This is a genomic window from Actinocorallia libanotica, assembly GCF_039525175.1.
Classification (GTDB): Bacteria; Actinomycetota; Actinomycetes; order Streptosporangiales; family Streptosporangiaceae; genus Actinocorallia; species Actinocorallia libanotica.
In genome coordinates this window covers 105,189-127,740 of record NZ_BAAAHH010000017.1, presented here as the reverse complement: position 1 = coordinate 127,740, position 22,552 = coordinate 105,189, and the positions used below count along the sequence as shown (strand labels likewise).

General features: G+C 68.1%; 19 protein-coding genes. 9 read left to right on the top strand and 10 right to left on the bottom strand.

Annotated features, from left to right (window positions below; genetic code table 11):
* Both ABD140_RS21070 and ABD140_RS21065 read right to left on the bottom strand, forming a co-directional pair.
* Complete coding sequence (locus ABD140_RS21070) at positions 1 to 234, bottom strand: DUF5302 domain-containing protein (RefSeq protein ID WP_344242617.1); 234 nt, start codon at positions 232 to 234, stop codon at positions 1 to 3.
* 41 nt (positions 235 to 275) lie between these two features.
* Positions 276 to 620: an ankyrin repeat domain-containing protein gene (locus ABD140_RS21065; protein ID WP_344242651.1), complete on the bottom strand. Its 345-nt coding sequence runs from the start codon at positions 618 to 620 to the stop codon at positions 276 to 278.
* A 110-nt stretch (positions 621 to 730) separates the two neighbouring features.
* On the opposite strand from ABD140_RS21065, the gene ABD140_RS21060 reads away from it, so the two are divergent.
* On the top strand, positions 731 to 1,405 hold the full coding sequence (locus ABD140_RS21060; RefSeq protein ID WP_344242616.1) for a DUF402 domain-containing protein: 675 nt from the start codon (positions 731 to 733) through the stop codon (positions 1,403 to 1,405).
* Between the two features lie 121 nt (positions 1,406 to 1,526).
* Here ABD140_RS21060 and ABD140_RS21055 read toward each other — a convergent pair whose 3' ends face one another.
* The gene (locus ABD140_RS21055) at positions 1,527 to 2,732 is read right to left on the bottom strand and encodes a beta-ketoacyl-[acyl-carrier-protein] synthase family protein (RefSeq protein WP_344242615.1); all 1,206 of its coding nucleotides are present in this window, start codon (positions 2,730 to 2,732) and stop codon (positions 1,527 to 1,529) included.
* Positions 2,733 to 2,921: 189 nt separating this feature from the next.
* Between ABD140_RS21055 and ABD140_RS21050 the strand changes: the two genes are divergently transcribed.
* From ABD140_RS21050 to ABD140_RS21030, 5 genes are all read left to right on the top strand, one after another.
* Entirely contained in the window at positions 2,922 to 3,536 is a 615-nt protein-coding gene (locus tag ABD140_RS21050; RefSeq protein WP_344242614.1) for a helix-turn-helix transcriptional regulator, read from the top strand.
* 12 nt (positions 3,537 to 3,548) lie between these two features.
* On the top strand, positions 3,549 to 3,989 hold the full coding sequence (locus tag ABD140_RS21045) for a DUF3291 domain-containing protein (protein WP_344242613.1): 441 nt from the start codon (positions 3,549 to 3,551) through the stop codon (positions 3,987 to 3,989).
* 12 nt (positions 3,990 to 4,001) lie between these two features.
* Positions 4,002 to 4,457: a FluC/FEX family fluoride channel gene (locus tag ABD140_RS21040; RefSeq protein WP_344242612.1), complete on the top strand. Its 456-nt coding sequence runs from the start codon at positions 4,002 to 4,004 to the stop codon at positions 4,455 to 4,457.
* Positions 4,454 to 4,810: a fluoride efflux transporter FluC gene (locus ABD140_RS21035; protein ID WP_344242611.1), complete on the top strand. Its 357-nt coding sequence runs from the start codon at positions 4,454 to 4,456 to the stop codon at positions 4,808 to 4,810. Before ABD140_RS21040 ends, ABD140_RS21035 begins: the two co-directional genes overlap by 4 nt.
* A gap of 134 nt (positions 4,811 to 4,944) precedes the next feature.
* Entirely contained in the window at positions 4,945 to 5,496 is a 552-nt protein-coding gene (locus tag ABD140_RS21030) for a TetR/AcrR family transcriptional regulator (protein WP_344242610.1), read from the top strand.
* A gap of 6 nt (positions 5,497 to 5,502) precedes the next feature.
* Here ABD140_RS21030 and ABD140_RS21025 read toward each other — a convergent pair whose 3' ends face one another.
* Positions 5,503 to 6,453, bottom strand: a complete 951-nt coding sequence (locus tag ABD140_RS21025) for a DMT family protein (RefSeq protein ID WP_344242609.1) — start codon at positions 6,451 to 6,453, stop codon at positions 5,503 to 5,505.
* 169 nt (positions 6,454 to 6,622) lie between these two features.
* Between ABD140_RS21025 and ABD140_RS21020 the strand changes: the two genes are divergently transcribed.
* From ABD140_RS21020 to ABD140_RS21010, 3 genes are all read left to right on the top strand, one after another.
* Positions 6,623 to 7,441, top strand: coding sequence for a hypothetical protein (locus ABD140_RS21020; protein WP_344242608.1), 819 nt, complete (start codon positions 6,623 to 6,625; stop codon positions 7,439 to 7,441).
* Positions 7,442 to 7,536: 95 nt separating this feature from the next.
* On the top strand, positions 7,537 to 8,682 hold the full coding sequence (locus tag ABD140_RS21015; protein WP_344242650.1) for an acyl-CoA dehydrogenase family protein: 1,146 nt from the start codon (positions 7,537 to 7,539) through the stop codon (positions 8,680 to 8,682).
* A gap of 620 nt (positions 8,683 to 9,302) precedes the next feature.
* Positions 9,303 to 10,340, top strand: coding sequence for a RelA/SpoT domain-containing protein (locus tag ABD140_RS21010; RefSeq protein ID WP_344242607.1), 1,038 nt, complete (start codon positions 9,303 to 9,305; stop codon positions 10,338 to 10,340).
* A gap of 746 nt (positions 10,341 to 11,086) precedes the next feature.
* Here the strand turns inward: ABD140_RS21010 and ABD140_RS40185 are convergent.
* From ABD140_RS40185 to ABD140_RS20985, 6 genes are all read right to left on the bottom strand, one after another.
* Positions 11,087 to 11,281 carry an IS3 family transposase gene (locus ABD140_RS40185; protein ID WP_425544139.1) on the bottom strand — a complete coding sequence of 65 codons (195 nt, stop codon included), beginning with the start codon at positions 11,279 to 11,281 and terminating at the stop codon, positions 11,087 to 11,089.
* Positions 11,282 to 11,629: 348 nt separating this feature from the next.
* Complete coding sequence (locus tag ABD140_RS21005) at positions 11,630 to 14,530, bottom strand: RNaseH domain-containing protein (protein ID WP_344242606.1); 2,901 nt, start codon at positions 14,528 to 14,530, stop codon at positions 11,630 to 11,632.
* Positions 14,531 to 14,585: 55 nt separating this feature from the next.
* Positions 14,586 to 17,918, bottom strand: a complete 3,333-nt coding sequence (locus ABD140_RS21000) for a hypothetical protein (RefSeq protein WP_344242605.1) — start codon at positions 17,916 to 17,918, stop codon at positions 14,586 to 14,588.
* Positions 17,915 to 19,144 (bottom strand): restriction endonuclease-related protein, encoded by a 1,230-nt coding sequence (locus tag ABD140_RS20995; protein WP_344242604.1) that lies wholly within the window; start codon positions 19,142 to 19,144, stop codon positions 17,915 to 17,917. Before ABD140_RS20995 ends, ABD140_RS21000 begins: the two co-directional genes overlap by 4 nt.
* A gap of 103 nt (positions 19,145 to 19,247) precedes the next feature.
* Positions 19,248 to 20,501: a helix-turn-helix domain-containing protein gene (locus ABD140_RS20990; protein ID WP_344242603.1), complete on the bottom strand. Its 1,254-nt coding sequence runs from the start codon at positions 20,499 to 20,501 to the stop codon at positions 19,248 to 19,250.
* Between the two features lie 164 nt (positions 20,502 to 20,665).
* Positions 20,666 to 22,264, bottom strand: a complete 1,599-nt coding sequence (locus tag ABD140_RS20985; RefSeq protein ID WP_344242602.1) for an IS630 family transposase — start codon at positions 22,262 to 22,264, stop codon at positions 20,666 to 20,668.
* Between the last annotated feature and the right edge of the window lie 288 nt (positions 22,265 to 22,552).

The window sequence follows — 22,552 nt, the reverse complement described above, 5'->3', positions numbered from 1 at the left end:
TCAGCCGCCCGCCTTGCGACGGAAGGTCCGCTTGCCCCCGCCCTTGTTCTGCGTGCCGTGGATCTTGGAGCCGCCCGGGCCGCCCCCGGCTCCGGCGTGGCGCGCGTTCTGCTTGCGCTCCAGCGCCTCCCGGAACCTGCGCTTGGCCGCCTCCTCCGGGGTCTCCTCCGGCGTCTGGTCCGAGGCCTGCTCCTCGGGCGCGCCGGTCTGCTCTTCCTGCTCGTGATCAGCCATACGTCCAGCTTGCCACGCCTTCACCGGTACCGGCGCCAGGATCAGGCGTCGAACCAGGCGAGGAACTCGGTGTTGCCGAACATCCGGGCGGTGTCGCGGGCCGAGGGCTGCCCGGCGTCGGGGGAGGCCCCGCCGTCCAGCAGCGCCCGGACCACCTCGGGCTCCTTCTTGAAGACCGCGCCGGCCAGCGGCCGCTGCCCCCGGTCGTTGGCCCGCTCGACGTCGGCGCCCAGCTCCAGCAGCATCCGGACGGTCGCGGCGTGCCCGTGGTAGGCGGCGAGCATCAGCAGCGTGTCGCCCGTGCCGTTCGTCAGGTTCACCGGCACGCCCGCCTCCACGTAGGCGCGCAGCCGCTCGGTGTCCCCGGCCCTGGCCAGGCCGAACATGCGGGTCGCGAACTCCTCGAGTTCGACGTCGTTCTCGTCATCGGTCACGGGTAAGGCCTTTCCCCGGGCTGGCGGACCAGAAGTCCCATGAAGCTGATTCAATCAGTGTCATGACGACGCAGCACGACCTGGAGACCCTTCGGTTCGCCCCCGGGCAGGTCATCCTGCACCGCCAGTTCACCGGGGACCGGCTCGTCTACGTCAGGGCCGTCCGGGTGGTCGCCCACGACGAGCGGGGCCTGCGGCTGTGGATTCCCCGGGACACCGCGATGTCCCTGACGCTGACCGCCGACGGGCGCGGGCTGCGGGACATGCCGTTCGCCGAGTGGGTGAAGGTGGAGCGCACGCTCACCGAGACGCGCTGGCGCGGGCCGAACATCTTCATGTTCATGCCGCCGGGGGCCGCGCACTCGGTGCTGTTCTTCTGGTACCCGGCCGAGGAGTTCTTCGGCTGGTACGTCAACCTGGAGGAGCCGGGCGTCCTGTGGCGGGACGAGACCGCGGCCGGGATCGACATCTGCGACCAGGACCTCGACATGTGGGTCGACCGCGACCGCACCTGGTCCTGGAAGGACGAGCACGAACTGGCCGAGCGGCTCGGCTTCCCCGAGGACTACTGGGTCGCCGACGAGCAGGCGGTGCGCGCCGAGGGCCTGCGGGTCGCCGAGCTGATCGAGAAGGGCGAGTTCCCCTTCGACGGCACCTGGTGCGACTTCCGGCCCGACCCTTCCTGGACGGTCCCCGACGGGCTGCCGCCGGGCTGGGACCGCCCGCGCGCCCGCTGAGGCGCCGCACAGGACGGCGCCCCGCCCTCCTGCAGGAGGGCGGGGCGCCGTGCTCTGAGGGACCCCCGAACCCTTGAAGGGGTCCGGTTCGGCCTGGCCGCGGTCGGCCGAGCCGGACCGGTCAGGGCGTGATGACCAGGGAGACGTTGTGGCCGCCGAAGCCGAAGCTGTTGGCGACGGCCGCGCGGACCGGCATGCGCCGCGCGCCGCCCCGGGCGATCTCGACCTTGATCTCGGGGTCGATCTCCTCCAGGTTGAGCACGCCGGGGATGATCCCGTCGCGCACCGACAGCAGCGCGCTCATCGCGCCCAGCGCCCCGCTGGCGCCGATGAGGTGGCCGGTCATCGACTTGGTGGCGGTGACCACCGGGTGCGCGCCCAGCGCGGTGGCGATGGCCTCGGCCTCGGCGACGTCGCCCTGGGGCGTGGAGGTGGCGTGCGCGTGCACGTGGTCGATGTCCAGCGGGGACAGGTCGGCGTCCTCCAGCGCGGAGCGGATCGCCCGGGACTGGCCCTCGGGGTGCGAGGCGGTGATGTGGTCGGCGCTGGAGGTGATGCCCGACCCGGCGATCCGGCCGTGGACCGTCGCGCCGCGCGCCGCGGCGAACTCGGCGCTCTCCAGGACCATCACGGCCGCGCCCTCGCCCATGACGAACCCGTCGCGGGTGACGTCGAAGGGGCGCGAGGCGGTCTCGGGCGAGTCGTTGCGGGTGGACAGGGCGCGCATCTGCGCGAAGGCGGCCATGGTGAGCTGGTGCACGCAGGCCTCGGCGCCGCCGGTGACCACGACGTCGGCGCGGCCCAGGCGGATCAGGTCGGCGGCCATCGCGATGGCCTCGGCGCCGGCCGCGCAGGCGCTGACCGGGGTGCGGGCGCCGCCCTTGGCGCCGATGTCCATGCTCACGTAGGCCGACGGGCCGTTGGGCATGAGCATGGGGATGGTGTTGGGGGAGACCCGCCGGGGGCCGCTCTCGTTGATGACCTGGCTCTGGCCCAGCAGGGTGGTGGCGCCGCCGATGCCGGTGCCGATGACCACGGCCAGGCGCAGCGGGTCGACCTCGGGCCGCCCGGCGGACTCCCAGGCCTCGCGCCCGGCGACCAGCGCCATCTGCTCCACCCGGTCGAGGCGGCGGGCCTCGACCCGGCTGAGCACCTCGGTCGGCTCGACCTTGAGCCGGCCCGCGATCCGGGACGGCAGCTCGCCCGCCCACTCGTCCTCGATCAGGGTGACCCCGGACCGCCCCGCGAGCAGCGCCTCCCAGGTGCCGGGCAGGTCGCCGCCCAGGGGGGTGGTCGCGCCCAGGCCGGTGACGACTGCTTCACGCATGGTGTTCTCCCGTCTAGATCTCACAAACCGTGTCCGCCTCGGGGGTCGGGACCGGTCCATCGGAAACTCAGTCTGCCAGGGGCGAGCGCGATTCTCTGTGCAGATCATGAACCAAGCTGACCGGTGGCCTCTTGTAGGGAACCTATAAGTCGATCTTGGACGCTTCACGGCATTCCCTAGGATGGCGGCGTGAGTATCGAGGCGATCGCGCTGCTGAACGACCCCGTCCGGCGCGGGCTGTACGAGTACGTGGTCTCCCAGGGGCACGACGTGGGGCGGAACGAGGCGGCCGAGGCGGCGGGCGTCCAGCGCACCCTCGCCGCCTTCCATCTGGACAAGCTCGTCGAGGCGGGTCTACTGGACGCGGTGTTCCGCCGGCCCGAGGGGCGCGGGGGGCCCGGCGCGGGCCGTCCCGCCAAGTACTACCGGCGGGCTTCGGGGGAGTTCGCGGTGAGCGTCCCGCCCCGCGACTACCGGACGGCCGCGTCGCTGCTGGCCGAGGCCGTCGAGCGCGCCGGGCTGGACGAGAAGGCGGAGGAGGCGGCCCGCGAACGCGGCCGCGCGTGCGTCGGCGAGCCGGAGGAGGCGCTGCGGGAGCGCGGCTACGAACCGTACGAGGAGCGCGGTGTGCTGCGCATGCGCAACTGCCCGTTCCACCTGCTGGCCGAGGAGCATCCGGTGCTGGTGTGCTCGATGAACCTCGCCCTGCTGGAGGGGCTGGTCGAGGGGACGGGGTGGCGGGCGCGCATGGACCCGGCCCCGGGCCGGTGCTGCGTGGCCCTTTCTAAAACCAATGAGATTTGACATATTGCTGCCATGCACCTCGCACAGTTCAACCGCGCCCGCCTCACGGCGCCCTCCGCCGACCCCGTCAACCGCGACTTCACCGACAACCTCGACCGCATCAACCGGCTCGCCGACGTCTCGCCCGGTTTCGTCTGGCGGTTCGTGGAGGAGGAAGGAAGCACCTTCAGCCCCTACGACGACCCGCAGATCATCGTCACGATGAGCGTGTGGGAGTCCCGCCAGGCGCTCTTCGACTTCACCTACCGCAGCGGCCACCTGGAGTTCCTCCGCCGCAGACGCGAGTGGTTCGGGCACATGGAGGAGCCCACGATCGTGTTGTGGTGGGTCCCCGAGGGGCACACCCCCACCGTCGAGGAGGGCATGGCGCGCCTGGAGCTGCTCCGCGCCCAGGGCCCCACCCCCGAGGCCTTCACCTTCCGCGAGCACTTCGAACCCGCCGCCGCTCGCTAGACTCGCGGGGCCATGGCCGACGAACCGCCCCGCGACCCCGACGTCGATCTCGGAGTCCCCGCCCAGCGCCGCGAACTGGAGCGCACACCAGCGCGGGTCCTCGGCGCGATCTCCCTGGGCGGGGCGCTGGGCGGGGCGGCCCGCTACGGCCTGACCGTCCTGCTGCCGCAGCCCCCGGGCGGATTCCCCCTCGCCGTCTTCCTCATCAACGTGAGCGGCTGCCTCCTCATCGGCGTCCTCATGGCCGCGCTCCCGTTCCTGCCCGCCCTGGCCCGGCCCTTCCTGGGCGTGGGATTCCTGGGCGGGTACACCACCTTCTCCACCTACGTCATGGACGTGCACCGGGCCGAGGCCGCGCACACCGCGCTGCTCGCCCTCCTGGCCACCCCGCTGGCGGCGCTGCCCGCCGTCTGGCTGGGCGCGGCCGCGACCCGCGCCCTGCTCCCCCGCGGGGGAGCGGTGCGGTGACCCTGCTGCTGGTGATGCTGGGCGCGGCGGTGGGCGCGCCGCTGCGGTACCTGACGGACCGGGCGGTGCAGAGGCGGCTCGGCGCGGAGTTCCCCTGGGGGACGCTCACGGTGAACGTCGCCGGCTCGTGGCTGCTGGGCCTGCTCGCGGGGGCCGCCGCGGGCAGCGGGACCGCGGCCCTGGCGGGCGTGGGTTTCTGCGGGGCGCTGACGACGTACTCGACTTTCGGATACGAGGCCGTGCGGTTGGCCGAAGCGGGGACGCGGGGGCGCTCGGCGGCGTACGTGCTGGTGAGCACGGGTGTGGGGCTCGGCGCCGCGGCCGTGGGGACGGTGCTCGGAGCGGCACTTTAGGCGGCCGGAAAAGGGCCGAAAGATTGCCCTGAAACGGGCATGATGCCTAAGGTTGCCGCCGTGGTCACGCTGAGGAAGAGCGAGTGAGGTCCGTCCCCGTCGGGTGGCACCCGCGCAGGCGCGGGAGGGAGACGGTGCCGAGGCTGCTGGACGCCGGCATCGAGTCCCTGCTGGAGCTGGGGTCCGCGCGCTGCACACCGCAGGCCGTCGGAGCGCGGGCCGGAGTGGCGCCGGCGGCGCTGTTCCACCATTTCGGCACGCTGGAGGACTTCTACATCGCGGTGGCCGAGGAGGTCGCCTGCCGCCAGCTCGTGGCGATGCAGAGCCTGCTGGACGCCGCGCCCCCGGACGAGGAGCCGCTGGAGACGGCGCTGCGCCTGCTGGCGGAGCTGAGCTCCAACCGCGTCAGCGTGATCTTCCTCGACCTGATGGGCGCGGCCCGCACCGACCCCGTCCTGGCCGCCCGGCTCGACGCCCTGATGGAGGCGTACCGCCGCGACATCCAGGAGATGGCCGCCCAGCTGCCCGGACTGGCCGGGCTGCCGTCCGGCCTGTTCGCCGACCTCGTCCAGCTCGCCCTCGACCTCTTCCGCGGCACCGGCCTGCGCGGTGGGGACCAGCGGGAGCGGCTCCCGCTGATCCTGGCCCTGCTGCAGGGGCGGCTCGCGGTGCTCCTGGACGACTGAGCCCCGCTACCGCCGCTGCGAGAGGGCGGCCTCCCGGCGGCGCGGCCCGTACCGCGGCGCGACGCCGGGCCGCGGCATCTCGTGGTGGGGGAACGACAGGATCGCCAGCAGGGCGAGCATGAACCCGCCGGTGCGCAGGAGCGTCGAGACGAGGTCGTCGGGCCAGGGCTCGGCGAAGAGGACGGGGCTGCACAGCACCAGCATCATCCGGCCGGTGACCGTGATGAGGGTGGCCACGATGACGATCCGGCAGCGCTGCAGGGCGGTCTGCAGCTGGATGAGCGCGATGCCCGCCATGCCCAGCGTCAGGTAGGGGTAGGGAGAGGTGAAGACCGCCATGACGGTGCCCTCCGACGCCCACACCGCCGCGATGCCGCGGATGCCCGTCTCGGCGACGCCCGAGCAGACGCCCGCCCCGATGCCGTAGGCGACGCCCGCCAGGGGCCGCGCGTGCCGTCCGCCCCGCCTGCGGTCGCCGACCAGCCAGACCAGGCCCGCGATCAGCAGCGGCGGGACGGTCACCACGGCCAGCTCCCACGCCGAGGGGGAGCGGGCGACCAGGTCGGCGCCGGCGGTGTCGGCGCCGGACAGGCCCAGCAGCACCGTCGCCACCCCGAACAGCGCGACGCTGATCCACTCCCGCGGGCCGAGCCGCTCGCCCAGGAAGAGCGTCGCGTAGACCAGCAGCAGCACGAGGCTCACCGAGAAGGCCGCCTGCGCGACGCCCAGCGGCAGCGTCGAGAAGGCGATCACCTCGTAGGCCAGGCCGATGAACAGCAGGATGCCGCCGGTGAACCAGATCCCGTCGGTGAGCATGTGCCATGTGGCCTGGAACGGGCGGCTGCCGCGCAGCGGGGGCATGCGGAAGGCGGCCTGCTGGAAGAAGAGGAAGGCCATGTAGTAGACGCTCGTCCCGAGGATCGCCGCGCCTACCGAACCCAGGGTGACTCCGTCCAAGGCGGCGGCTCCTCGTCTGTATTTAGTGTGATCTGTCTCTCTTCCGACGGATACCTTACGGGACGTCTGTCGGGATCGTTATCTCGCTCAGATATCACCTCTACCTCCACCTTCACGCTATGTGGCACAATCCTCACTCTCTTGGATCTTTCAGGGGAGGCGCGCCCGTATGAGATATGTGCACACCGCCGGGGCCGTACTCCTGGCCGCCGCTGCGATCCTCGCCACTCCCGGCGCGGTCTCCGCTTCCGCCCGCGCGGACAAGACCCTCCGCCTGCGGCAGGACACCCCCGTCACCGCCGCGAGCAGGGCGGGCGGCACCTGCCCGGTGCCCGCCGACAAGGACGGCTGGCACTTCACTCTCGCCGAGGCTCCGCAGAACGTGGAGTTCCGGTCGGTGACCGTCACCTTCGACAACGGGGGCACCTGGACCTCCGGCGCCGCGGGCCGCGACGCCTACGTGGCGTCCGAACGGGGGGCCTCGCTCACCGCCGCCACCGCCGTCGTGGACGGCTCGCTGCTCGCCCTGCCGCTGGTGCGCCACTTCGACCTGGCCGGCACCTGCCCCGGTCAGGCGCCCCCGCCCGCTCCGGCTCCGGCACCCGTGCTTCCGGTCGAGGAGCAGCCTCCGGGGGAGGGGCGGCCTCCCGTGGCGCCGCCGCCCCAGGACGGGGACCAGCAGTCCGGCGAGGACGAGCCGCAGCCCGCGGATCCGAAGCCGAAGGACGACGACCAGAAGCCCAGCGCCTCCCCGTCCCCCGCCGTCTCCGCGACGGACGCCACGCCGCTGCCCAAGATCGGCGACGGCCCCGACCAGCCGCGGCTCCACGTCAACACCGATGAGGGAGCGACCCCGGTGCCCGCCGCGGCCGACGAGCCCTCCGACGGCCTGGGCGTCCCCGGATTCGCCCTGCTCGCCTTGGGCGTCTTCCTGCTGGTCTTCGGCGGCGCGGCCGGCTTCCTCACCTTCCGCCGCCGCGGCGCCTGACCCCTCCTTCCGAAGCTTCCCGATCCCGGCGGATCGGACTCTTCAGGGCGTCCGGTACATTAAGCGCACGCTTAATGGAGGGGCTGGAGGACGACGTGCGGCGGACGCTGTTCAACGAGGACCATGAGGCTTTCCGGGAGACGGTGCGCGCGTTCGTCGAGCGCACGATCGTCCCGAACCACGAGCGTTTCATGGAGCAGCGCTCCATCGACCGCGAGGTGTGGCTGGAGGCCGGCGAACTGGGCCTGCTCGGCCTGGAGATCCCCGAGGAGTACGGCGGCTCCGGCGCCCACGACTTCCGCTTCAACGTCGTGGTCAACGAGGAGTTCTCGAAGGTCGCGCTGGCCTTCGCGTCCTGCATGAGCATCCACGCCGACATCTGCGCGCCCTACCTGATGAAGCTCACCACCGAGGAGCAGAAGAAGCGCTGGCTTCCGAAGTTCTGCACGGGCGAGATGTGGACGGCCATCGCCATGACCGAGCCCGGCGGCGGCTCCGACCTCGGCGCCCTGAAGACCACCGCGGTCCGCGACGGCGACACCTGGGTCATCAACGGCAGCAAGACCTTCATCACCAACGGCTACTCCGCCGACTTCGTGATCGTCGCCGCCCGCACCGACCCCGCCAAGGGCTCCAAGGGCATCTCCCTCTTCGCCGTCGAATCCGGCACCCCCGGCTTCGAACGCGGCCGCAAGCTCGACAAGATGGGCCAGCACGAGTCAGACACTGCCGAACTCTTCTTCAGCGACGTCCGCGTCCCCGCCGACAACATGATCGGCGAAGAGGGCACCGGCTTCATCAACATGATGAAGCTCCTGCCTCAGGAGCGCCTGGCCACCGCCGTCACCAACCTGACCCACGCCACCCAGATCTTCACCGAGACCCTCCAGTACGTGAAGGACCGCAAGGCCTTCGGCCAGCCCATCGGCTCCTTCCAGCACAACGCCTTCCAGCTCGCCGACCTCTCCACCCGCCTCGACGTCACCCAGGCCTACGTCGACAAGTGCATCGAGTTCCACGTCGCCGGCGACATGACCACCATCGACGCCTCGAAGGCCAAACTCTGGTCCTCCGACATCCAGAACGAGGTCATCGACACCTGCGTCCAACTCCACGGCGGCTACGGCTACATGCACGAATACCGCGCCGCCCGAGCCTGGGCCGACGCCCGCGTCACCAAGATCTGGGCCGGCTCCAACGAGATCATGAAGTTGATCATCTCCAGAGACCTCGGCCTCTAGCCTGACCAGCACCTTCATGAACTCGTTGGAGCCGTACGCTAACACAAAGTTAGAAAAAATGTTAGACGGGTGACCCCCGTGTGTCCCCGTAGCCACCCCTCGCACCCCGTGGCACCCCCTGCCACCTCGTCCAGAACGCCCCGCGTCCTCGACCGAGGCGGCAGGTGGGGCGACGAGTCAGGTGCGCTCGCTGTGTCGGTCGGGCACCGTGTGGTCGACCACCCGGACTATGACCCCTATCGCCCTTGTGTGGCCTTTCTGTGGTTACGGTCGCTTGCTTTTTTTGATCATCGAGCGATTGCCGTTAATCCCACGTGGCTCAACGGCTAGTGATCCGGTCCCACAGACAAGACCCCCTGCGAGTGCGGTGTTCTCGGTCGTCATCTCATGCCGATGAGCGTGCGTCATTTCGTCAGAAGGATGCGGGGGGGGGTAACTACAGATTGCCAACAGCGAGACGCTGCTGATGTTCGCAGAGGAGAAGCCAACAAGGCTGCCAGGCAGGCAGCGCGGGCGGAACCCCTGCGTCGCGGGCAGCGGAACTTGAAGAGCCTGAACTAGTCGCGTGGCATCGCGCAAATTCCTCCACCGACAGGGTGCCGATCGGTTACCGTTCAGGCATGGTTGCAAGAGTTGTTCCGGAGTACTCCAAGAGCGCCGTTGGTCGCGCGAGCAAACTAATGGGCAAGGGAAAGGGCACGCTCGACGAGCTCGCAGAGGCCCGTGCGATTTTGAGCAACTTCCGCAGCGCGCATGCGTTCCCGCTCAATGCCGTAACGGTGACGGTGAGGCAGAAGGCGCTCCGCGTCAACCCGAACGCGGTCGTGGCACAGAGGCTGAAGCGGCTCCCAACCATCTTGGACAAGCTGACTCGTATCCCGACGATGAGCGTCACCACCATGCACGACCTGGGAGGCTGCCGGGTCGTCTTCGAAACGGTGGACGAGGTCGACGAGCTCGTCAACGTGCTGCGCGAGCTCCCGCGAGCGCGTAATCGCGTCACGCGCGTCTACGACTATCTCCGTGACAGCCCAGGCCCGAAGAAGTCCGGCTACCGAGGGATACACCTCGCCTACGAGTACGGCGCCTCCAAGTCGGAGTATCACGGCCTGCGGATCGAGCTCCAGGTCCGTACACAGCTTCAGCACGCGTGGGCGACCGCGGTTGAGACGATGGACCTCTTCTCGGGCAGTGAGCTCAAGTACGGGAAGGGCGATCCCGAGGTCATCCGTTTCTTCGTCCTCGTCAGCTCGCTCATGGCATGTGAGGAGAGGACGGCGCCGGTTCCCGGCGCTGAGGCTCCGGCTCGGGACCTGCTGGATGAACTGGCGAAGTTGGAGGTCAGGCTGGGGATCGTAGGGCGACTGCAAGGGTACGCGGCCATTGTGAGCAGCCATGCGACCAGTGACCGCCGCAACGCGCTGACCCTGGAACTCCGACGTGGGGAGGGCGTTCTGACGGTCACGGTGCATGAGACGATGGCCGAGGCCGAGGCTCGCCTAACAGAGCTGGAATCGCAAAACGACGACGACCTGGACGCCGTTCTGGTCAACATCGCCCGCATCAGCCAGCTGCAGGCGGCGTACCCTAACTACTACGCCGACACGTCCATGTTCACCGACTTCGTGACATCGCAGATCGAGGGTCTCTCGCGGTAGGCAACTCGGCGCTCGGGCAGGCCACCAGGCCTAGTCAAGCGTGAGCAAGTTTCGAAGGAGCAAGGTTGTCATTCCGCGGCGCATCACGACCTACGATCAACCGATCCGTTCGGTCAAAGACACGGAGATTTTCTCCGGTCTGCATACGTAGGCCATGCGCCATACGTGCTCGTACTGACCGACACCCCCGACGAACTAGTAGCTATCCGCCGCCAGCTGGTCGATGGCCGCCTGGAGGTTGTCAACCTCGAACGCCAGGTTGCGCAACCCAAGTTCGTTGGCCATCGTTGCAGCAGGCGACCGGACAAAGCTTGGCAGCCGCCGTCGGGCTGCCCGCAACCACGTCCGCCAACGGCTCTCATCCCGCACGCCCTCGGGGACGAGGCACAACCGGGCGCAGCGTCGGCAGCAGGGTCTGGCGCGGAGGTGGCCCTGGCGACCCTAACGGCCGGAACCGGTGTTGGCCTCATCCGACCTCCGTTACGTATAGGTTTGTATTGCACTTGTCTGTAATGTCCATCATGGTGTCGCCTTCGCCTGGCGTTCCCACCGAGTTGGCCGGTGGCCTTTCTCATTGGTGGGTCCTTTTCTCAGATACTCTCTATCATGGAGTCCCTTGCTGCGGTCATGGGGACTGGGCCCTGCTAGAGATCCGCGAATCGTTCCACAGAACGGTGAGGCGGTCGCGTTTGCGGTCCTCGAGGGTTGAGGTTCCCTCGCAGCACGGCTATCTGCGGTGAGATGGGTCAGTCGGCATTGTGCGAGGCTCGATACTGCTCCTCATAGCCTGACAGGCTGAGCATTCCAAGGCTGGAATGCCTTCTGAACGGGTTATACCAGCACTCGATCCATTCAAACACCGAGGCGGCGAATTCTGCTCTGTTCTGCCATTTCCAGGTGTCGAGAAGCTCAAGCTGGAGTGTCCCCCAAAACGATTCAATGAGCCTCTTTCATCCTCGGCGAGGGCGTTGGTCACGGCATGATCGCGACTTGAGGATTCACCCCTGAACGTAGAGAAGACCCTGGTAGACGGACTGATCACCACAATCATCTTGTCCCACCAGGAGCTTGTGGATGCGGTGCAGCCCCGGCCAGGCAGGCCACCTGGTCAAAGCGATCGCCGTCCTTCAGAATGACCGAACCACTCAAGCCGCCCGAGGATGAAAAAGGTTCAGTGACAGGCCCCGGCGATCTCTCTTGCCATGGCTTGGTAGGTCAGGTAAGCACGGTTGATTCGCCAGGGCTCGCAGGCCCTCCCACGGTTGCAACGGTGGGAGGGCGCTGGAGTGTTAGTCCTCTGCGAACTCCTCGTCTTCTTCGCCGGTGTTGGGCTGGTCTTCTGGTGGGGCGGTACGGCGGTATTCGGGGTGGTCGCGGTCGATTTGCTTGGCGGCGTGCAGGGGTGCGGGGTAGCGGGATCGGTCGGACCAGGCGATGGTCTGGTGGCAGAGGCGTGCGACGGCGTGGGCGAGGGCTGCGCCGTTGATGCCGGGCTGGAGCACGATGGGGTGGATGCCGGTAGTGGTCATGGTGTACCAGGGCGCTTTGAGTTCGTTCTTGCGGCGTTCGGAGGCTTCTTCGCCAGCTTTGCCGAGGGAGGCGTGCCAGCGGGTGAAGGTCGATCCGAGACGGCCGCCGCCCCCTCCGTCGAAATTGCGGGGGAGGTTGAACAGCATCCACGTGGGGGTGCCGAAGTCGGTGATCACTTCATACAGTTGAGGTGAGGTACGGGTTTCCCGCGTGGTGCCGTCCTGGTTGAAGTGGGTGATAGAGGAGAGCTGCGGCATCTCCTTGTCGCTGATGTTGATCCGGATGACCGCAGCGGGCCTTCGGTGGGACGGGATTCCGGCACCGGGCAGCCAGGTGCGGCGTTCGTTGGGGTCAGGGGCGCGGCCGAGGTGCTGGTTTTGCAGGCCGGGCCAGATCCGGCGGCAGGCGTGGCCGTCAACGATGACGGCGTAGGGTGCTCCGTCGAGGTGCTCGGACAGGTCGGCGAGCGCCTGGTCGATGTCGCGGCCGGCTTCGGCCCACCGCTGGTTCTCAGTGGTGTTCTCGCTGTTGCGGTGCTCGGGGTAGCCGTGTGACTGGAAGACGTGGGCGGCTTCCCGGTAGGGAAGCCACTGGCGGTTGAGAGAAGTCCAGCCGAGCATCGTCCACACCCCGCCGGGAGCGGGGGAGGGAACGATCGCGGTGGCGAGGATGATGCGGCGCGGTTCGCTGCGGGTTCCGGGCGGGCTGGCCTGCTTCCGGACGTGAACGCCGCAGAAGGTGAGACGGGGCAGGGCCGGTGCGCCGTCGTCGGTGACGAGGGCGTCCTCCAAGCGCTGGTCGATGATGCCGAGACCGCGATAAAGGTCGCGGAAGGCCATGAAGGCGGGGTGGTCGACCTCGGAGGGCTGCACGACTTGGGCCTCCTTCCCGTACTTGCCGGGCTTCTTGCCCATCAGGTGCTGGGGGGTGATGCCCCGGCGGGTGAAGAACGGCTTGTTCTGGAACTTCGCGTCGATCTGCTCGACCCGCCGCGCGTACGCCTCGGCTTTCTCTCCTTCGTTCCGCTCGGGCTTGTGCTCCTCGTCGGGGAGTTCGGTCTCGCAGAACGCGCCGATCATCACCGAGCCGCTTTCGTCGTCGAGGAACTTCTCGAACGGCTGGGCGGCGCCGTTGCGGTCGGTGGCGGGGCCGTGGCCGAGGAAGTCGGGCGCGGATTGGAAGACGACGCTGACGTGGTCGGTGAGCGCGGTCTCTTCGCCTTCGGGCGGATCGAGGCGGGCGGGGTCGAGGCTGTACGCCTTCGCCAGGCAGTTGATCATGCGCAGGCGGGTGACGTCCCGATAGTACAGGCACAGGATCCGCAGCCGGGTGAACCCGGCATGCAGGATCGCGGCATGGACGTCGGGGACGGCGGGAAAGCCGAACGTGTCGGTGGGCAGCCCGGCCTCCTCACGCGCCTTCTTGTCCTTGGCCGTCAATGGGTCGGTCGGCCGGCGTTTGAAGCCCATGTCGGACTGGATGATGTTCAGGCCGCTGACTCGGTCGCCGAACACCGCATCGACGTGGTCTTCCAGCAGGCGCAGGTGACGCATGCCGGGGCCGGTCCCAACGGCGAAGGCGTAGTTCTTGGGCATGATCGGCCGGACTGTGTCGGGAGGCGGGGTGATGAATGAGGGTTTGCGGCCTGCCTCCCGGGCGGCTTTGGCGGTGAGGCGTTCGGTGGCGGCGCGCTGTTCTATATCGCGCAGCGGGGTGTCGTCCATCTTGAGGTGGGCCAGGACCTGCAGGGCATGCCGGTTGACGCTGCGCATGCCGCCTCCGCCGGTGAGCGCGACACGCAGCAGCGGCAGACCGGGTTTGGGCTGGGCGAGCAGCGTGGTCTTGGCGAAGACGAGGTTGCTGTAGACACGGGTGACGTGGGAGTCCAGAAGAAGTACCGGGTTGGCGATGTTGGGAAGCGTCTTCATCGTCAGGGAGATCGTCGACAGCGCGTACTGTGAGTCCTTGGCGGTGATCTTGTCGCGGCTGATCGGTTCGTCGCTGTTGTAGGCGCGGCCGAACGGCGCGTCCCAGGCGATGAGGTTGCCTTCGCTGTCAGGCAGGTAGTCGATCAGACGGGCCTCGCCGACCTCCCAATCGTAGGTGCGGAGGTTTCCGTTCTTGTCGGGCTTGCGGAGCGGGTGGAGCTGGGTGACGGTGAACGGCTGGGAGGCGAGCTGGCCGGCCAGATCCCACGTGATGGTCTCGTACACCCAGTCGGGGATGATGGGCTGCTGGCCGCTGCGGGGGGCGAGGAATTCGGCCAGGTGCATCTGCTGCTCAGGGGTGTCGGCGATCAGGCGGGCCAGGTGGGTGGACGGGCGGAGCACGCCGGCGTCGATGTTCTCGCCGAGCGCGACGGCCTCCAGGAGGGTGAACATCCGCAGGAGCGTGGCGTCGCTGATGGTCTCCTTCGAGGCCAGGAACCGGCAGGACTTGTCAAGGTGGACGTAGCCGCCAGTGAGCGCACGCAGGACGGTGGTGATGATGCTGTAGGGGACCTGTTCAGGCCCCCCTCGGCGGGTGCGCTTCTGCAGATCCCACCAGGCGCCGCAGGTCTCGTCGGTGAACAGGCGCAGGTGGACGGAGGAGTCGCCGACGAGGTGTGGGGTGCACCTCAGGGCGAGGGTGTTGGCGTGGGAATCGTGCTCGCGGGTCACGGGATCTAGTTCTCCATTTCGGGGAGGATGGGTCGGTGGGCGGCGGGGAAGTGCCTCATACCTGCTCGGGGTCGATGCCTGCGTAGGACAGGAATGCGCCGAGCGCTTCGCCGTACAGGTCGTTCATGCGGCGCCGGACTTCGGGGGTCCAGCGGGAGTGGATGCGCTCGATGATCGTGATCAGGTCCGAGCTCCAGGTCTCGTCCTGGAAGGAGTAGTCGACGAGGTGGAGGTTCATGTCGGTGCCGCCGCGGCGGGCGCGTCCGGCGAGCTGGATGAGGTCGACGAGCATCCCGGCGATGACCTGTTCTTGCAGGGTGTGGGTCATCGCGGAGAACTGGGTGGGAGAGCGTAGGATCAGTCCAAGTTGCTCCCACGCCCGCTCGGTGGCGGTATGGATCGCCTGGAGCGGGTCGGCTGTCCCTCCGGCAGGGAGGGCGTTCATGCCGGCGGCGTTGACGCTGCCGTACATCCAGGCGGGTTCGTCGATGGTCAGTGGCGGCCGGGTGCACAGATAGATCGACTGAACGGCTGACCGGGTCCCGACGACGATGTTGAGGCCGCGGGCGATCACCGATAGTGGCGCGATGAGAACGTCCCCGTCTTTGGGGAAGTCCTCGAACTGCTCGGGGGTGATCGGCCGGGCCAGGTTCGCGGCGGGCAGATACCTGGCGTACCGGTGGGGCTCTCCGGAGGGGACCGCGACCCATACCCGCAGGTTGAAGCCCTCGGCGCGGGACAGCCCGAGCGCCAGCAGGGCACATTGCTCGTAGCTGTTGGCGGCCAGGATGACCCGGGCCCGCTTTTGGTCGCTCTCCTTCTCCGACGCCCGCAGCCTCTCGATCTTCTTGGCGATCTTCGAATACAGGCGGGTGCCGAGTTCGATGAGCGCTTCGCGCTTTCCTGCGGGGTGGCTGCCGGCGATCCGGATCGGTTCGCCCATCATCTGGTGTCCGGGCCCGTAGGTGAGGGTGTGGGACTCGGTGACGATCGAGCGCGCTTGGGCGTCGGTCATCCACCAGGTGACCGGGACGTGCACATGCTCGCGGACCGCTTCGGGGAAGTATGCGGTGGCCGACAGACCGATGACAGCCCGTTCGACGCGGGCGGTGAGCAGTGATACCAGGCCGCCGAGTTCGCTGACGTAGGTGTGGGGGTCGCCGGAGATGTTCTGCGCCGATAGTTCGGCGTCTTTCTCCTTGTTGTCCAGGCCGGTGACCCGGTAGCCGGTGATGGCGCGGCCGAGCATTCCCAGCGGGAGAACGGCGTTGATGGACCGGGGTTGGGCACCCTCCAGGATCCGATTGGCCGAGGCCAGGCCCGAGTGCCGTAGCTGCTGGACGTCGTCGCGCAGGATACCGAGGCAGGCGTCGAGTTCCTTCAGGTAGCCGCGGACGATGAGGAGGTTGATGGCGCGGCTGCGCATCCGGGTTTGGGGGATCAGAGGGGCGAGCAGGCCGTGCAGTTCCAGCTTCACCAGATCGAGGAAGTCCTGACCGCGGGGCGCGGACAGGGAATCGAGGGCCATGCCGACGTCCTGCCACAGGCCGGAGCGTCCCGCTCCAGCCGCCGTCCCGGCCGGGGCGGCGGCGTACCGTTCGGGCAGCAGCGCCTCCAGTTGACCGTACACAGCGGAGGGGATGGGCTGACCGGGGGTGACCTGTCCGGGGAACAGCAGGTCGATCAGTTCGCGGTCCCGTGCTCCGGCCAAACGCCATCCGGCGTTCTGGCCCGCGCCGCTGCGCTGCCGGGTGGTGTCGTCATCGCTGACGGTCAGGTGCAAGGCGCTCTGGCAGACGGCCATCAGCAGGGATTCGGCCATCAGCCGGACGTGGCTGACGGAGGTGAGCAGGCTGGATTCGACCCGGATGGGCAGGTGCTTGGCGTCGGTGTCGAACAGCTGGGGCGCCGATTCCCAGGGTCGGCGGGTGTGCAGGATCATGCGAGTGGCGCACCGGTCCACGACCGTGGACTGGAACTGGTCGATCTCGTCGACGATGACCGCGTGTGAGGTCCGTAGCACGAACTCGCGGACGGTCAGGCCGCTGGTCGGCCGCCCGTCGAGGTTCACGCCTATTTTCAGAGTGCCGTCGATGAAGTTGTGGTGGTTGGTGACCACGACCGAGGCATCACATGCGGCGTAGACGGGCGCCCACTTCCCGCAGTGGGGGATCCACGGACAGGCCGCGAACATGGTGCCGTGCTGCAGGGTCAGGCAGTTCTCCTGGCCAGGAGGATAGGTTCCGGCGCTATCGAGGAACCGGGTCTGAGCACAGCCGTAGGCAAGGACGTCGACGTCACGGGCTCCCCTCACACCCCACTCGCCGGGCGCGGAGGCATCCTCGCGGATAAGCGCGGCGTGTTTGAGGGCGCGTTCGTGCCGCTTACTCGGAGCCATCAGGGGAGCGCAGGTGGCGGCATGGGCGAGGTGGCCCTCGCGGTGCAGGTAGGCCAGGTCGGCGGAGATGTCCCATACGGTGGACAAGGTGGCCTTCACATTGGGGACCACCAAAGTGATCCGCAGGTCGTGCAGGGCGAACCAGGAGGCAAGGACTCGGATCAGGACGGTCTTGCCGGTGCCGGTCGGCGCGTTGAAGATCTGTGTGGCGCCAGCCAGCAGCCGCATCACCTCCACGATGTCCGATTCCTCGCACCGCAGTTCCCTGAACAGATTGGACAGGACGTTGTGCAGGTATCGGTCCTCATCGAGTTCGTAGCGGCGCTCGATCAGCGCCGCGACGTCCAGGAGTTCCTTGACCGTCGGCTCGATCGCCTGGATGTGCGGCACGGTGAGGGCATGCGGCAGGACGTCATGGTCGGGGGCCTCGGTGAAGTCGGGGTAGATGGGGATGGTGAGCTTGCCGTGGACCCTGCCCTCACCGGTGACCCAAACCTTCTTGGTGGCCCAGATGCCCGGGCCGGCGAACTCAGGCGGTTTCGGGCGCGTGCTGGGTCGACGGAACCGTGCTGTGATCCGATCGACATAGGCCAGCAGGTCAACGCCGACGTGCGGGTGGGCGGCCTCTGCCCGGAACGGAGCGAGGCCGGCCAGCAAGAACGGATGCATCACCGTGGTGGGCGCGTCCGGATCTCCGTCGTGGTGGTCGCCCTGTAGGGCGCCCAGGAGGGAGCGGGCAGTGATGGCGAATCGGCGCGGCTGCGCCAAGTCGGCGGGCGCCAGCGCCATGACGTCGGCGATGCGGCGCCGCTCCTCGGGGTCCAGGAGCGGCCAACGGTCCCACGCCTGCGGTTTGCGGGTTGCGAAGAACGCCGCTTGATCGAAGGCGGCCAGGAGCCTGCCGTCGGCGTCGTGGCGGGGGAAGTAGTGCCCGGTCAGCGCCAGTGCGGCGTACACGTAGGTTTCCGTCACGGACAGTTCGTTGCTCATGCCCACCGCACTCCTGCCTCGTCGCACACCATTACTGCGAAATCCGTGACCGCTAGAGCCCGCATCCCGTACTGGCGGCAGATGCCATCCAGCATCGGCACCTGGCCGGAGCGGTGGTCGGGGACGATCAGCCACTGTGCGCCGCCGCGGTCTCCCTGGGCACGGTGGATCGACTGGCCGAGGGTGTGGCCGTGGGTGTAGTCCTTCAGATCAGCCTTGAACACCTTCGCGGCGCCGCCGGGCTGAGGGATGTCGATTCGGTGGTCGTAGGCGTCGCCTAGTGGCCACAGCTGCACCGTCGCTCCCATTCCAGCCAGCCGATCCTCAAGCACCTGGTGGAGGCGGAGCTCGGGCAGGCCGGGCACGGTCGTGTACCGCCACACGCCGCGGTCGAGGGCCTTGCATCCTTCAGCTCGGCGTGCTGGTGGCGGGTCGTCGGAGACCGACAGATGCAGGAGCGCTTCCCTGTTGGTAGGACGGCTGGGTTCGGTAAACGGCTGCAGATCGGGCGGGCCGCCGTCGGTGGGGTGGAAGGAGTAGCGGGCACCGGTGTCGGCGTGTCGGGCGTAGAAGCACTCGACCCGCCCGAACAGCCGGCCGCCTTGCTTGTACTCTGTCACCTTCATCGGCCACCGGCACACCGGGCAACCAAACCACCAGCCCAGGTACAGACACTGGTAGGAGATGTCGGTGTAGAACCCGATGGCCTTCAGCGGCAGCCCGAGCTCCGACAGTTCCTCAGACGTGCCGGCGGGATGGGTGATGAGGTTGCGGCGGTCGGTGACGTACTGGTCCGGACCTCGACCGGAGATCGCCGCGAACACCTCGGCCTGAGCACGGTGGCTGCGGACCTGGTCGGCGCTGACCCGCTGGCCGGAGAAGTCCCGCAGGCTCCGGATCAGCGACAGCAGCTCCGCGTTCTCCCAGCCCAGGTCGAACGCGTCCTCGGTGACGTACCCGTCGGCATCTAGAATCGTGACGCCCTCCATGCCCTCGCTGGAGATCCAGTCGGGGAGCAGGTCGCTGATCGGGCCGCGCAGCCGGGCACGGAAGTAGCCGAAGGGAAGATGGGCGGAGGGGCCGAGCGCGGCGAGGACATCGCCGTGGCACTCCATCAGGGTCGCCGCTCGCTCTTGGGGGTGAAGCCCAGGTGCGGTGAGTGCTTCGCCGGCGAGGATGAACGCGGTGTTGAGCAAGGACAGGCCTTCGGCCGCGCCGAAGGTCACGTCGTCGGACTGTACAGATGCCATGTCGCGAGACCGTAGAGGTATCCACTGACATTTCCAGGTCCCGAGAAAACACTACTCGGCGGTAATACTAGAATTGGCCCTAAATGACTATGTCATCGGTTCCATCGGGGTCATCCGAATTATGATAAATGGTCCGGTATCGGTGGAGATACTCCAGGGTGTGGCGTCGGCCGAGGTCGGTCAGCTGCCAGCGGTACTCCCGCACATGGGTTCCGTCATCGGCCATGATCGGTTGTGACGCGATGAAGCCCCGGCTGGCGCGCGCGTTCGGGGATGGCTTGTATCCGACCGCGAGATAGAAGGGCGCCTTTCCAGCCAGGGAGTTCTCTGGGAGCCCTTCGGGGCCCGCTTCGATGATCCTTTTGATGGTTCTCCACAGCCATTCCGACAGCAGGTGTTCCGGCGGTCCGGGATCACGTGGCTCGCCCCACCCTGCGCGGGCGGCCGACCGGCCTGCCCGAGTGATCTCCACCAGGACGCAACCGACGACACCTGCGCCCGGCACCTCGACCTGATCCTCGCAGACCGACACGAGTCCGCGATGGGCGAGCGCGTGCAGGGTCGGACCTGCTCCCGGATCGTGTAGTCCGCGCTGTTGTAGCCGCTCCTGGAGTCGGGTGTAGCCGACGAGGTCGGAGGGTGCGCGCAGGGCGAACGGCAGCCTGCGCCACTCGGCAGCCGGCGGCACGGGCAGGCGGTGAGTGCGGCGCAGCCACATCTCCACCTCGACCATCCGGTCCTCTCGCATGATCTCACCCAGGTAGATCCGCTGCCGATCGTTCAAGCCCTCCCACCGCTCCACCGCCGCGGCACTCGGCGGTTTCGTGCGTGGTTCCGGCATTACGGGAACCTGGTCGCCTGGCCGGGACCGCATCCAGGCGTCCAGCACCATCCGCACTGGCACCCCGTACAGATGGGCCAGGCGTTGCACCAGGCGTCCGGTGACCTGAGGATCCCGCCATGCCCACCCGCGCACCGGTCGGCCGCGCTCGAGGTCACGCAGCTTGGTGGCGCTGAGGAACAACTTCTCGCCCAGAGGTTCCTCCCGTAGCACCGCGGCGGCCTTCTCCGTGGACAGCCCGGCTGTGAACCGCAGGTCGGCCAGGGATTCCATGCCTGGCTGACGGCCCGTCAACGCAGCCACCGAGCAGGCGAGTGCCTGCGCGAGTCGCTCCACGTTCTTCGCCTCCGGTGTGTGCCGACCCTCCTCCCAGTAACCGACCATCCGGGTCGTCACACCGACCTTCTCGGCGAGTCCATGGGCGTCCAAACCCGCCTGCAGGCGCAGGGACCGGAGCCGAGTCGGATCAACCATCAACAGCCGCTGCACCATGTCTCCAGTTAAATGCAACGAAGACTTCATCGCAACTGCTTGGCTTGAGGGATACGGTGCGCAGAAGGGTCGCTGAGCGCGGAAGATGAACCGTTGGGGGGACGCGTATCCAACTGTCGGATAGATCTATTTCGTCCCTGCAGGTAGCCACGGGAGGCGCAGACCTACCAGAGCACAGCGGTCGCGGAGGCGGGCGGTGAGGCGGCAGGTGAGATAAAGGAGATGGTGGTGACGTAGGGGCTGATAGGGAGGGTGCTGCCCATCGCGAGAAGGAGACCGCCGACCAAGGAGGCGATGACGCGCATGGCGGCCGCGGCGGAGTGCAGATGGGGGAGAGGGCGAGTAGTGCGCCGATGGTTCGCGGTAAGCAAGAGCGCGGCCAGGGCCCCGGGGAAGGACAGTTCCGCGATGCTGCGCACCGCAAAATGCAGGTCGCACATCATCACAAGGATGCTGACGAGCCCGCCGACCAGGCCGAGGACCGCGCCCGTGATGAGGGAGCCGCGCATCAGGACGAGCAGGTCGCCGTATCCGTCGAAGTCGAAGACCTCGTACCAGAGGCTGGCGGGGGCCCTCGCCGGAGGTCGCCAGAGAGGCAGCGAAGTTCCCTCTTCCCACCTCACATACTCGGACCACGACCCTCCCAGGCGGGGACTAGTGGCTTGTAACCCAACCTTGCTGGGGTAACTGGTCCATGAGCGGATCGGGGAACTGGCCGCGAAGCCGACCTTGGGCTTGGCGTTCTGGTTGTGCCAGCGGATGTAGGCGGCGATCGCGTCGTTCTGCTCGGTGTGGCTGCGGTGGTCGGTGCCGTTGAGGGCGAAGTAGCGCAGGGCGGCGAACTCGGATTCGATCCAGTTCAGCCAGGAGCCGTAGGTCGGCAGGAACACCAGGTCCACATCGTTGGCCGCGGCCCATGTCCTGACCTGGGGGTGTTTGTGGGGTGAGTAGTTGTCGCAGACCACGTGCAGGCGCTCGCCGGGCCAACGCTCGCGCAGGGACTTGAGGAAGGACAAGAACTCGCGCCATCGTTTCCGGTGCCGGATGCGGTAGTAGAGGCGGCCGGCGGCCAGATCGAGGGCGCCGAGCAGGTGGCGGACCCCGTCGTTGCGGTTGTAGGTCGCCCGCAGCCGGGCCGGACGCGTGGGCGGCCGCCAGGCCTTGCCCTTGCGCGGCTGCAGGTTCAAGGGGCCGAACTCATCCACGCAGACCACCCGGCCGCCCTTGGGCGGGGTGTCGTAGAGGGCCAGGATCCGCTGCATCTTGGCGATGAAGTCCGGATCGTTCGAGCTCTTCCACGTCGTCGTGGTCTGCCAGGACACCCCGCCGGCCTTGAGGATGCGGGCCCGGTGGGTGCGGCTGAGCGAGGTGACCAGGCCGATCTTCTCCAGGTGGGCGGCGAGCTTGGCCAGGCTCCAGGTCGCAAAGGCGGTGATGCCCCATTCGGCGGGGGTCGTCCGGGCGATCAGGCAGATGCGCTCGCGCACCCACTCACCGATCCTCCGCGGACGGCCCCCTCTCCATTTTGGGTCCAGGGCGTCGAACCCCCGCTCGTTGAACGCGTGCACCACTGAGCGGACGTAGTCGTCGCTCACCTGCATCAACGACCTGATGGCGGAGGCCGGCTGGCGCTGGGCGGACATCAGGACCACGATCGCCCGCCGCAGTTTCACCGGGTCCTTGGCCCGCCGGGTGATGCCTTGCAGCTTGCGGCCTTCCTCCATCGTCAACGCCCGGACGAACACCTCGGGTTTGCGTGCCACGACCACCTCCCGGAAACGACTCCGGGACCAGGCTGCCGGGCCCGCCTGCCGAGATCAATTCCCCAGCAACGTTGGGAGACAAGCCACTAGCTGGGGACCACACGGCATGCGCACCCCCGCTCGAACAGGGCTAACGGAACGCTCCGCAGACCCATACGGGCACCCTGAGCTGGAAAAACGGCTTCCGAATCTGTACTAGGGGTCAAGGGGTCACAGGTTCAAAGCCTGTCGTCCCGACCATGAAGCAGCAGGTCAGAGGCCTCATCTCCCCTTGGGAGGTGGGGCCTT